Genomic DNA, 12,421 nt, shown 5'->3' with positions numbered 1-12,421 from the left:
CCATCGTCGTCAAGGGATTCCACTCTGCAGTCGGCGGCGAGGGTCCCGAGCACGGCATCGTCGGAACTGCAGCGCACTGCGTCAACTCCGTGCCTGCGGTGTGTGCGGCCGAACCTGGCATTCTGACAATGCTCGACCTACCGCTGATCAGCGGCAAGGCCGCGCCGCACCTGCGCTGAGCGAGGCGTTGCGATGACGACCGGCGACGACGTCGGCGAGCCGCTCGTCACACAAGGTAGCTGCGCTCCGGAGAGCAATCAACGTCGTTCCCGGCGACGCACTCACGGCGCGCACACGATGAATCGGTCTGCCGACCGCCGCGGCGTGACCATGGGCAATACGTTCACCCGGGCGGTCGGGCTTCTGCATGACGCTCAGATGCTTCCCCCGGCCCACTTCGCCGATATCGTGGCTGGCAACTCGTCGATTCGAGGACGCCACGAGTGCAGACCTTCACGCTTACCGGTCTATCGGATGACCGTCGACGCTAGGGCTGCAGCATCGGTCGTCGCTGCGACTCCCGCTCCCCGATGAAGACCCTCGGATCGATCGCGTGGCCGTCGACTCCGAATCGTCGGAAAGCGCGCCCCAAAGGATGGCTGCTCACCCCAAAACGCGCGGGGCCTCGGGCAGATGGCCCCCCGGGTCCAGGTACTGATGCCGCGAAGCATCAAGTGCTGCAATGGCCATCGAATCACATCAGGTGACTTCGTCCACGCAGATGCGATGTCGGGCGACTCGGTTCGATCGAGAACACGTTCTCGTCAGTGAGCGGCGACTGAGGCGGTGGGCGATGATAGCAATTGTTGACCACGCCAGTCCGGCTTCGGCCAGCAGCGCAAAATGCGCGGCTGACCACTACGGGCAAAGCGGTTGGCAAAGTTGGGGAAATTTGCTCTGGGGGGAGTCGGTAGGTGGCCGACATGGCCAATTGGGATGGGGAAGACTCCGTCGCGGTCATCGCGAGCCGCGACGCGATTCACGCCGCGGTCCAACTGTGGTGCGCCCAAACCGAACCCCCAATCCTGCTCGCGGGCACGTACTTCAGCGCGGAGGTGTTCCTGAGCGCGCATCAGTCAGCGGCTATGCAGGCGATCGATGTGGTGATCTTCGATCCGGAGGTCGAGAGCGCAGCTGTCGACTTCGTCGCCTTGGACCGGATCGTCGAGCTCGGGCATCGGGTCATCGTGTACTCGCGCCTGGAGACCGACGAAGTGATCCTCACGTGCCTCGAACTCGGTGCAGTCACCTTCCTGACACAGCACGAGCGAAAGCATCATCTGATCAACGCGATCCGTGCCGCATCCACCACCAACCCGTACGTCGGTCCCCGCATGGCGCGCGCAACGTTGGTGAACCGCAGCGTCGGCCGGCCCAATCTCGCTCCGCGGGAACGCGAAGTGCTCATCTGCTGGTGTCGGACCCACAGCAAGGAACAGGTCGCAACCCAGCTGGGGATCGCACCCGCGACGGTCCGTAGTCACCTGCAGCGCATACGGGCCAAATACGCCGCTGTGGGACGACCCGCCCCGACGAAGTCCGCCCTGGTCGCGCGCGCTCTGCAAGACGGCATCATCAGCATGCACGAAATGTAGCGACGTCACGGTGCCGTGCCTGCGCCCCGGGTTAGGCACAGGGATGCACTGAGTCGGCGTAGCGCAACCAGCCGGGAAGGTCGGCGACGAAGGCAGCTCTGATCGCCGGAGATGAGGCCGCGCGCCAGTCCACCCAATCATTGATTTCGATCTCGAACTTCTTCCACTCAAACCAGTTGATCATCTTCAGCTGCGGGAAGCGTCGTCGAGTTTCCTCGGAGAACACCTGCCGCCACCACGCCTGCTTGATCGCGAGCTCGGTTTCCCCTTGGCGTGACGGGGTGAAGATCGCCGCGGTCTCCACGATGGCGATCGGCCTGTGATGGTCGACTCCGTAGCTCTGGTAGAAGTTGGGCACTCCTGCGTCATCACCGGCCGTTCCGTTGTAGCTGCCGGTCAGCATGTCGATGAACTTGTGCGGCTCCGTGATGTCGTTGTTGCCCCACGGATGGTGATTACCCCAGTGATAGAGCGATATCCCGACCCAGTCCACGTACGCGTCGCCGGGGTAGTAGGGGGCATAGGAGTCGTCGTGCATCGTCAGCTGGCCGTCGCCGTCGGTGTCGAGCTCCCGAAAGCTGTCGCTGCCCGGCGGTGCCGCGAACTTTCCTCCGGCGAAGGGATATCCGCCGCCGTAGTTCGGCGCCCACATCATCGCCGACCCCGGGGCAATTTGATGGACCGCGGTGGCAACCTGGCGGAAGACATCCTTGTAGTGAGCCGGCTGTTGACCCCAGGCGTACCACGAACCGTTCATCTCGTGCGCGAACCTGACGACGACCGGGACGCCAATGTTGTTTAGATTCAGCAGGTCATAGGCCAACGTGTTGATGACCTCGGGGCTCACTGCGTCTAGGCCGCCATGCGGCTCGAGCGTCAGCAACAGCACCCCGCCGTCTTCCTTGACTTGGCGCGCGGCACTTTCGGTGTGCTGCCAGGTCGGCCGGTCGTACGGGATGTCCTGAAACTCCACGGCCACCGCAGGCAAATGTCCCAAGTTCGCCTGATGTTGAGCCAAGGTTTCCGACTTCCAATCCAAGTTGACGCCGAACAGCACGCCGTCCTGCGGAATGACCGTGGCCGCCGACGTGACCTTGCATCGACCCAGCAGCAGCTGCAGAGGCTTGATTCGCGGTTCGACGACGAGCACCAGAACGACGGCAAGCGTCATCGCGATGATGGGGACGATGACGTTCTGGCCCCGGCGGTGCCGCCGCGGCGGATGGGCCACGAAAGACTGATCGTCCGTCGCGCCGCGCGAATCCTCCTCGGCGCCCGGCGGATCCGCCAGAGATGTGGCTGCGCCGGAGTCGTGCCTATCATGTGTCATGACTTGCGCCTCTTGTCGAGTCGTTGCTCCAGGGAGCGCCGCGACCCGCACTCCATTGCTGCGGGCGCCGGCGGTACATCGCATGGCACTCGTCGCGGCGCTGGTAGCGGCGAGTCTTACCGGCTGCGGTGCTGGGCACCCGGATTCGTCGAAAGCCGCAGCACCGCATCGCATCGAGTGGGGTGTATTCCTGCCCGACGACGCCGCCGCCTCCAGCAATCTCTGGCAGGTTCAGACGATGGCTGGGTCGCGGCCGCACTACGTGATGCGCTTCGCCGCGATCGACGAGCGCACCCCCGTTCCCGAGCTCAGCGAAATTGCCGCTGCCGGAGCGCAACCCATTCTGACCCTGGAGCCGTGGCGACCCGAAGCGGGTGTGGAGCAACCCGACTATGCGTTGTCGCGCATCACCGCGGGCAATTTCGACGAACAGCTGGATACCTGGGCCCGCAACCTCGCAACCTGGGGACAGCCCGTACTGCTGCGCTTCGCACATGAAATGAACAGTGCCCACTATCCGTGGTCCATCGGGGTGAATGGCAACTCGGCCGCGGACTACGTCGCGGCGTGGAAACACGTGCGTGCCCGGTTCGCTTCCGCCGGCGCTCACAACGTGTCGTTCATGTGGTGCCCGGACGCCCCGTACGAGGGCTCGGCGGACGTGGCGGAGGCGTTCCCGGGGGCAGACAGTGTCGACGTCCTTTGTCTCGATGGCTACAACTGGGGCGATGGTGACGGCCATTCGTGGAAGAGTCCGCCGGACATCTTCAGCCGGGGGCTGGACCAACTGCGCGCGCTGGACAACACACACCCGATCGTCATCGCCGAAACTGCGAGTGTGGAGGGGCCGCACTCGGGTGAAGACAAGGCCGGCTGGATAGCCCAGCTCTTCGACTTCCTCAGCCGCCAGGACCGCGTGTCGGGTGTGGTCTGGTTTCAGATGGACAAGGAACGCGACTGGCGGTTCAACTCGACCAACCAGTCGCAGACTGCATTCAAGGATGCGATCGCGTCGCGTCCGGCGGCGTGAGCCGCCAATCATCGCGAGATCGTTCACGTTTCGCGGCATGGGCCCGGTCCGCGTCGGCTAGCTAGCCCGCTGGGCAGCGTTAGCGGCTGCGGCGTGATCGTCGTGTAACCGCGTGATCCCGGACAGCGACATCATTTCGTGCGCCATCGCGAAGCAACCCCGGGATGCGCCAATGATGCGCAGATCGCCGCCGTGGGAACGGACCATGCGCAACAGGTCCAGCATCACGGCCACCCCCGACGGAGTCAGCGTCCGCACGTCCGAGACGTCGATCAGCACGATCGGCGAGGCGCCCGTCAACGCAACGGCGACCTGTGCGCGCAGGTCCAGCGCCGCTACGGCGTCGAAACTGGCGGCAGCGCGTAGTTGCGTCCCCGACGGATCCGGAGGCGGCACCGGCCGGCCAACTGCCACCAGCACGGGAGCCGCGCTGGGCTCCCCGCCGTGGGCGGCCCAGCCAGCCGCCCCTGCATACCGGACGTCCGAGATGACCCCCTCGACTTCCGCGACAACGGTGGCGGGGAAAGGACTTTGGATGCCGTCACCCGGGCCGCGATAGCAGCCGGCGCGCACCATCGCGGACAACAGCGCCAGGTCGGCGAGCACCCACAGCAGCGTGATGATGGTGGCAAACCCCGGTCGGTGTCCCTCAACAGCCTGCACCGCTCCATAGCCGCCTGCCGCGGCGAGCACACCCATGGCCAGCACCTGCGGCATCACGTGTCTGATCCCGGATCCCGAGGCCTGCTTGGTCTTCTGGGTGACCGCGAACTTCAGCGTCTTGCCGAGGAAGGCCGCGGCCGCACCGGCGACGGTGGCCTTGATCCAGGTGGGAAATAGCGCGAAGGACATCTGCTGACCACGCCACAGCCCCTTGGCACCATTGCCGGCGACCAGATAGAGCGCCTGGCAGCACAGGAAGAACGGCATGAAGTAGACGAAGAAGGCAATCGAGTCGCAGCGAATCGGGAATCGCCCCGTGACCAGAAACACGGTCGGCGCGATCACGTAGACGATGGCGGCGAACCCGTTCAAATAGCTGGTCATCGTCGACAGGTACATCAGCCGCTGACTGAATGCCAAGCCCCGCAACAGCATTGGGTTATCAGTGAAGAACACCTGCATCGTGCCGGTGGCCCACCGTTGGCGCTGCGACAGCATGGTCCGGACATCCTCGGGTGCCAGGCCGTGGACGAGTACCTCGTGGTGATAGACGCTGCTCCAGCCCAGTGCGTGCAGATGCATCGCCGTGGCCATGTCCTCGGTGACCGACGCGGTATTGATCGGATCGAGCGCCAAGGCCTGGTTGGTCCGCGCGACGTCGGCGCGCTCGACGACGTTGCCCAGTGTCTCTGCGAGCTCGGCTGGGACGTGCTCGGTGCGGTTCAGGCCGTTGACGAAGCTTCGCAGGTCGAAGGTGGCGTCGGCCAACACGTCGCCGCGGCGCACCCTCGCTTCGGCGTCGGTCAACGCCAGCACGGCCCGCTGCGCGATCACCTTGACGTTCATGTCAACTGCTGCCGTCGCGTCGACCATCACTTGGATGCGCCGTCTTCCGTCCCGCAGGGCCTTGCGGACCCGTTCGGCGGCGGTGCGCGTGAACATCGTCAGCCCCAACGCCATCAGCGCTTCGCGACGCAGGACGGCGTTCGATCCGCAGAAGAACGCGCCGCCCCAGCCGTCCTTGCCCTGCTGGATGGGGCCATAGAACAGTTCGGCCTGGCTGCCCAGTGGATCGGAGCGCGGCACGTTCCAAAACTGTTGTGGGGTCTGGACGAAGGCGACCTCGGGATCGTCGAAGTAACCAAGTACGCGATCCAGGAAGTGCGGATCGGGCACCTGGTCGGCATCCAAGACGGCGATGAACTCTCCTGAAGTATGGAACAGGGCATTGTTTACGTTGCCCGCCTTTGCAAATCGTGGACGCCCATCCCAATCCGGCCCCCTTACGAGGTAGCCCACGCCGATTCGCCGCGCAGCTTCGGCGAATTCCGGCCGGTTGCCGTCGTCGAGAATCCACGTTTGATGGGGATAAGTGATGTCACGGGCCGCCACCGCAGTGGTCAGCACGATGTCCAGCGGTTCGTTGTAGGTCGCGATGAACACGTCGACCGAGCGCCCCGCTGGCGCCGGCGGAGGATCGGCACGGCGCCGGGAATTCCACATGGTGATTCCGTAGAGCACCGATTCGCTCAGACTGTAGGTCTCTGCGAGCACCAACGGGATCGCGATCCACCATGCATCCCACGCGATCGTGGAGCTCCACCGCCACTGCATGTAAGTGACACCGAAGGCGACCACCAATAACGTCAACAATCGTACGAATAACAGTCGGGATTTGCTCACCGTCTCCACCCCTATATCGCAAATTGGGCGCTCTGCACCTTTACCACGTGTGCGTCACCAATAAATACAGCGCATATCGACGAGTACCGGAACCCGCTCATGACCGGAATTGTTTTCCCCCAATTCGCTATCACGTCAACAGCTGATTTTCGCGTGTCATCACGAGTGAATCGGGACAACCTACGATCCGAACCGGGATCGCCATTCCATTGTTTCGAATCGAATTCGGTACGCGAACACGCGGCTCACCCGCATGTCCCCGACAGAGCTCGTTCAGCAAAACTCAAGCTGTCGAGGTCTGAGGCGGCGTAGCCTGTTATTCGCATAGTCGAAACATTCCAGCAATATTTGGCAGCTCCCCCGGGTTTGTACCAGCGACAATGGCTGAGACGACAGAAACCAGCAGCCTCGATGCTGTCGAAACCAGTTATACAGCGCTCGGAGTTCGTGCGGCAGTGCCGTCGACGGACCAAGATTGGTGACATTGATCACTTCGAAATTCGTTGTAGAACGAACGGCTGACAGTTGCCGTGTGAGCCGTTTGGCGTAGTGGCCGCCGCAGAAAGTCGGAGCACAGATAATTCAACTTTCCATTCGCGCAAGAGTGATATTCGTGCGCTAAAGTGCCGTCATGATCATGCCGCAGTCGCCCATCCCCCGGACAGCGATTGTCCCCGCCGCCGGCCTGGGCACCCGCTTCCTGCCTGCGACCAAGACGGTGCCCAAGGAACTGCTGCCGGTCGTGGACACTCCGGGGATCGAACTCGTCGCCGCCGAGGCAGCCGAGGCGGGCGCCGAGCGCCTGGTGATCGTGACTTCCCCGGGCAAGGACGGCGTGGTCGCTCACTTCGTTGAGGACCTGGTGCTCGAGGGCGTACTGGAGGCCCGTGGCAAGCACTCAATGCTGCAGAAGGTGCGGCGGGCACCGGCGCTCATCAAGGTCGAATCAGTTGTTCAGGACCAACCGCTGGGGCTCGGCCACGCCATCTCGTGTGTCGAGCCGGTGCTGTCCAAGGACGAAGACGCGGTCGTGGTACTCCTGCCCGACGATCTGGTGCTCCCGACCGGGCCGCTGGAGCTCATGTCCCGGGTGCGGGCCGAACACGGGGGCACCGTGTTGTGCGCCATCGAGGTGCCGCTCGAAGAGATCAGCGCCTACGGCGTCTTCGACGTCGACCCGGCACCCGATGCTGTGGATTGCAACGTGTTGCGGGTCAGGGGAATGGTCGAGAAGCCCAAGATTGCCGACGCGCCCTCTTGCTACGCGGCCGCCGGTCGCTACCTGCTGGACCGCGCCGTCTTCGAAGCCATTCGACGCACCCCCCGCGGCGCGGGCGGCGAGATTCAGCTCACCGACGCAATCTCACTGCTCATCGACGAGGGCCACCCGGTGCACGCCGTGGTGCACCGGGGGTCCCGGCACGACCTGGGAAACCCGGGCGGGTACTTGAAGGCCGCCGTGGACCTCGCGCTCGATCGCGAGGACTACGGACCGGGCTTGCGCCGCTGGCTACTCGACCGTCTGGGTCTGGCCGATCACCATGACCGGCCCAGCGCATTGAGGACGCCGTCCGATTGATCCGCTGGCCGATACTCCACCGTCGAAGTCGGCGACCGAACTAGACCTCGGACTACCACGATGAAGCCCAGACCAGCCCCCGAACAACGCGTTTGGCACACGGCCCGAGCCGAGGCCAACCGGGATACGACCCTCGCAAACGTCGCCGTGGTCTTGCTGGCCAGTGCGTGCGTCCTGGCTGCACTCAGCGGATGTTTCGCGCCGCATTCGACACCCGCCGCCAAACTGAGCGCCGATTTCAGCGGGTCCGGTCCAGGCACTCTTGAAGATGCCGTCACCCTGCCCGACGTCGACCCGGCGCTGCACTCGGCGTCATCACTGGCGGCGCGCGTCACCTACGCGTCGAGTTCCGGGATCGACGACAGCCAAACCCATGTCACCGCAGCGGTTTTCGTCCCGCACGGGCAACCCCCACCAGAGGGGTGGCCGATCGTGGCCCTCGGCCACCCGGCCACCGGCATTCAACACGACTGCGCACCATCGCAATCCCCGACACTGCGTGGATCGCAAGCTGCGGTCGTGTCGCTGCTACGGGTCGGTTACATAGTGACCATCAGCGATTACCAAGGCCTGGGGTTGGACAGCACCTATCACCCGTACCTGGACTCCGGCACTGTTGGCGTCAACCTCATCGATTCGGTCTTCGCCACCCGTCGACTCGTGGCAACGGCCTCCACCCGGTGGTTCGCCTTGGGGCTGGGCCAAGGTGGCCAGGCCGCCTGGGCCGCCGCTGAGCTCAACGAGAACTCCGGGCGCGGACTCGATCTGCTGGGCGCGATCAGTTTGTCACCGGCCGCCGACCTGACCGGGCTGGCCGATGCAGCGGTCACCGGTTCGCTGACCACCGAGCAGAAGCTGACGTTGCAGTGGTACCTGGCCGCACTGAAGAACGAGTACCCGGACGTCGTCCTCGGCGACTACCGGCGCGGCGTCGTCAGCGCGAAATGGGACGTGCTGTCGGCGTGCCAGCAGTCCGCCGACCCGCAACGCACCGCCGTCGCCGAACAGATCCCAGCTGACGATCTGCGACCGAGCAGCCCCCAAGCCGCCGACACCCTGCGCGGATTCCTGCAGAAGACCAACCTGCCGCAAGGACCTGCCGCCGCCCCCCTCATGGTGATCTACGGCAGCGACGACCCGCTGATCCCGGCGGCGTGGACCGTCCAGGCGCTGAACCGGGCCTGCAAGATGGGCGATGTCATCACCATCGGGACCGCGCCGGACACCGGCGACGCCGACACCGACATGCCCGTGGCGCTGGGATGGATGAAGGAGCTCGTTGCCGGCAACCCGGCCCGCGACGACTGCCCAACCGTCGCTGACCAACCCGACGAGTCTGCGCCGGCGGCGCCATGAAACGCCCGCACGGTCACTACGACCACCGATGTGGAGCTCTGCACCGGTACTGGGGCGGGGTTTCCACGGCCGGGCGTGCCGCCCGCGGCACCGAACTGCGAGTGCGGGCACCGCGATGCCCATAACCCACGGCTGGATCCCGCTTTCGGTGCAGGTGCTCGCGACGGCTACGGTGTTGCTCGCCATCGGTCGGCGCTCGCGCCGCTGGGTGCAGGTGTCAATTCCGTTGGCACTGCTCGCCGGAGCGGCACTGACCGCCGCCGTCCACTGGTACATCATCGATCAGGGACTAGCCGACGATCCGGCACCGCTGGTGCTGTGGCTGTGGATCGCGGCGACCGGCGTGGCCGCCGCCATCGTGGCACTCGGGTGGCGCGGAAGTGCCTGGTGGCGCCGCGCCGTGTCCGTATTCGCCGTGCCGTTGTGCGTGTCTTGCGCCGCTCTGACGCTCAACGCGTGGGTCGGCTATCTGCCCACCACGAGCGCGGCGTGGGACCGCGTGACCGGCGCTCCACTTCCGGGGCAGACCGACCACGACACCGCCGTGGAGCTGCAGCAGCAGGGCACGGCGCCAGACTGGAACGCCATCGTGAAGGTGACCATCCCCGCTGCCTCGTCGGGATTCGAACACCGCGACGAGCTGGTGATCCTGCCACCCGCATGGTACGCGAGCACACCCCCGCCTCGATTGCCCGTCGTGATGATGATCGGGGGCGAGTTCGGTCAACCCTCCGACTGGATCTACGCCGGCGGCGCTCAGCAGACGATCAACGAATTTGCGGCAGCGCACGGCGGAAACGCGCCGGTGCTGGTCTTCCCCGACTCCAGTGGAGCGTTCAGCAACGACACCGAATGCGTCAACGGCATCCGGGGAAACGCAGCCGATCACCTCACCAAAGATGTTGTGCCCTATCTCATTGCGAACTTCGGTGTCAGCGCCGACCCGGCCAACTGGGGGGTGGTCGGCTGGTCGTCCGGGGGCACCTGTGCGCTGACGCTGGCCGTAACCCATCCGGAGCTGTTCGCTGCCTTCGTCGACATCGATGGCCAGCGCGGCCCCAACGCGGGCACCAAAGCACAGACGATCGCACGCCTCTTCGGTGGCGACGCCGACGCCTGGTCCGCGTTCGATCCCCTCACCGTGGCTGCCAAACACGGTTCCTACCAAGGCATTGCAGCGTGGTTCTCCGTCTCCGCCGACACCCCCAACGTGTATCGTGCGCCGACCGACACCGAGCCCGCGCCGCCAACGGGCCCGGCGGGCGCCCTACCGTCGGACGACCACGCCGCCATCGCCAACGAGCTCTGTCAGGTGCTCAGCGGTTACGACATCGAGTGTGCCGTGGTCGCCAATCCCAGCAGTCACGACTTCGCATCCGCGGCCACGGCATTCGCTGCAGCCCTGCCTTGGCTAACCGGAAGGCTGGGAACACCAGGTGTGCCGAAGACGGCGTTGCCCGGAGCGAAGGAATAGCCACCATCTCCCCGTCGACCGTGGGGACCGAGACATCCCGGAGCCGCTCAATGACGTTGTCCAGCCGCAACGACAACGGCTGCGGTCTGCTCGCGGGTGCGCGGGCCGCGCCCGGCAAACCTCCTTCAGGAAGGGTGGGGATTCGATGATCAGGACCCGTCGCTGGCTCGCAATCGCCGGCGCCGTGCTCGCCGTTGCCGTCGTCGTGGGTTGCTGGCAAGGGGCACTGGCCGCCAGAACGACGCCCGGCTCATCGCCTCGTCATGGCGGATGGGCCGACAGTGGTTGGCAGAGAACAGATCTCACCACCGCGTCGGCAGCCCCCGCAGCCGTGCTCAGCAGCCTGGCCGGTTTCGTGTTCGAAACGCAGCGTACCCAACACGTGATCTACTACAGCGCCCCCGACAATCACGTTCGTGAGCTGTGGTGGGACGCCAACGGCCGACACTCCAGCGACCTCACCGCGGTCACGGGTGCACCCGCGGCCAGCGGAGGCACCCTTGCGGGATTCGTGTTCAACTCGCAATCAAGCGAGCACGTGCTCTCGGTCGGCGTCGACCGTCACGTCTACGAAATGTACTGGGACAAGACCTGGCACCTCACCGACCTCACCGCCGCCACCGGCGCCCCCGCCGCGGCCGGTGTCGCGCTCGCCGCGTACGTATCGGAAACCCAAGGTACCGAGCACGTGCTGTACCTCGGATACGACCGCAACCTCTACGAGATGTGGTGGGACGACGTCTGGCACGTAACTGATCTGACCACCGCCACCGGTGCCCCGCCAGCGAGCGCCGACGCGCTCGCCGGGTACATGTTCGAAGCACAGGGGACCGAGCACGTGATCTACCCCGGGCCCGGCGGACACCTCTTCGAGATGTGGTGGACCCAACAAGGCTGGCACTATAGCGATCTCACCGCCGCCACCGGATCGGCAAGCTACGGCGGCGGTACTCTCGTCGGCTACGTGTTCTCCTCTCAGGGCACACAACACGTGATCTACAAGGGCGTCGCTGGCCACATCCACGAGTTGTGGTCCGACGGCAACCGTTGGCACGCCAACGATCTCACTGCCGCCACCGGTGCTCCCAACGCCGCCGGTGGCACCATCGCCGCTTACGTGTTCGAGTCGCAAGGCACCCAGCACGTGATCTACGCCGGCGTCGACCGCGACCTGTACGAGTTGTGGTGGGATCAGAACTGGCACGTCGGCGACCTAACGGCGGCGACCAGGGCCCCGGCCGTCGCGGGCGCCACCCTCGCCGGATACGCATCGGAGGCCGACGGCACCCAGCACGTGGTCTATGGCAGCAGCGCAGACGCACACATCCACGAGCTGTGGTGGGGACCGCAGACCGGACACAACTAGGTTCTGCGCTCCCGCTACGTGCCGACTGCCGGAGGGCGACTTCGAAACGACGTTCACCGCGCAAGCCGGCCAGTCGGGATCAAGCGCGGCCACTTCGGCCGCTACGCCCACGACACGGTGCTCATCGTCTCCGGCACCGAGCGCGGCGCCACGTGATTCCCTGGCGCGCTGGTGTAGATCTCGCGTGGCATCACCGCGCGATGAGGCCGCCGTCGACGGTGATCACCTTGTTGGTCAGATAACCGTTGCGCAGCATGGTCATTGCCATGTCGGCCATTTCGTCGGGCCGCCCGATGCGGCCGACCGGAATCGGGACCGGCGGCGTCCCGGTGTCCAGGTCGGCGG

At 65.3% G+C, this 12,421-nt stretch carries 8 protein-coding genes and 1 pseudogene; 7 read left to right on the top strand and 2 right to left on the bottom strand.

The window, feature by feature from the left end; translation table 11 throughout:
- Positions 1-179, top strand: a pseudogene (locus tag QOI01_RS07305) (NAD(P)H-dependent amine dehydrogenase family protein); the annotation flags it as partial.
- Positions 180-923: 744 nt separating this feature from the next.
- Positions 924-1,595 carry a helix-turn-helix transcriptional regulator gene (locus QOI01_RS07300; RefSeq protein WP_526379510.1) on the top strand — a complete coding sequence of 224 codons (672 nt, stop codon included), beginning with the start codon at positions 924-926 and terminating at the stop codon, positions 1,593-1,595.
- 31 nt (positions 1,596-1,626) lie between these two features.
- Here the strand turns inward: QOI01_RS07300 and QOI01_RS07295 are convergent, their stop codons facing one another.
- Positions 1,627-2,925, bottom strand: coding sequence for a glycoside hydrolase family 26 protein (locus tag QOI01_RS07295; RefSeq protein ID WP_526379509.1), 1,299 nt, complete (start codon positions 2,923-2,925; stop codon positions 1,627-1,629).
- An 82-nt stretch (positions 2,926-3,007) separates the two neighbouring features.
- Here QOI01_RS07295 and QOI01_RS07290 point away from each other — a divergent pair, with 82 nt between their 5' ends.
- Positions 3,008-3,955, top strand: coding sequence for a glycoside hydrolase family 26 protein (locus QOI01_RS07290; RefSeq protein WP_526379508.1), 948 nt, complete (start codon positions 3,008-3,010; stop codon positions 3,953-3,955).
- Between the two features lie 57 nt (positions 3,956-4,012).
- Here QOI01_RS07290 and QOI01_RS07285 read toward each other — a convergent pair whose 3' ends face one another.
- Positions 4,013-6,232 (bottom strand): glycosyltransferase family 2 protein, encoded by a 2,220-nt coding sequence (locus tag QOI01_RS07285; protein ID WP_526379511.1) that lies wholly within the window; start codon positions 6,230-6,232, stop codon positions 4,013-4,015.
- Positions 6,233-6,932: 700 nt separating this feature from the next.
- On the opposite strand from QOI01_RS07285, the gene QOI01_RS07280 reads away from it, so the two are divergent.
- From QOI01_RS07280 to QOI01_RS07265, 4 genes are all read left to right on the top strand, one after another.
- Positions 6,933-7,880: a UTP--glucose-1-phosphate uridylyltransferase gene (locus tag QOI01_RS07280; protein ID WP_526379507.1), complete on the top strand. Its 948-nt coding sequence runs from the start codon at positions 6,933-6,935 to the stop codon at positions 7,878-7,880.
- A gap of 60 nt (positions 7,881-7,940) precedes the next feature.
- Positions 7,941-9,236 (top strand): lipase family protein, encoded by a 1,296-nt coding sequence (locus QOI01_RS07275; RefSeq protein WP_526379506.1) that lies wholly within the window; start codon positions 7,941-7,943, stop codon positions 9,234-9,236.
- A gap of 115 nt (positions 9,237-9,351) precedes the next feature.
- Positions 9,352-10,710 (top strand): alpha/beta hydrolase, encoded by a 1,359-nt coding sequence (locus QOI01_RS07270; RefSeq protein WP_526379505.1) that lies wholly within the window; start codon positions 9,352-9,354, stop codon positions 10,708-10,710.
- A 145-nt stretch (positions 10,711-10,855) separates the two neighbouring features.
- Positions 10,856-12,076: a hypothetical protein gene (locus tag QOI01_RS07265; RefSeq protein ID WP_526379504.1), complete on the top strand. Its 1,221-nt coding sequence runs from the start codon at positions 10,856-10,858 to the stop codon at positions 12,074-12,076.
- Positions 12,077-12,421 lie beyond the last annotated feature (345 nt).

Origin of the sequence: Mycobacterium sp. (assembly GCF_032162605.1) — a bacterium.
GTDB lineage: Bacteria > Actinomycetota > Actinomycetes > Mycobacteriales > Mycobacteriaceae > Mycobacterium.
Note: the sequence above shows the minus strand (reverse complement) of the source record. Positions and strands in the feature narration are given on the sequence as shown.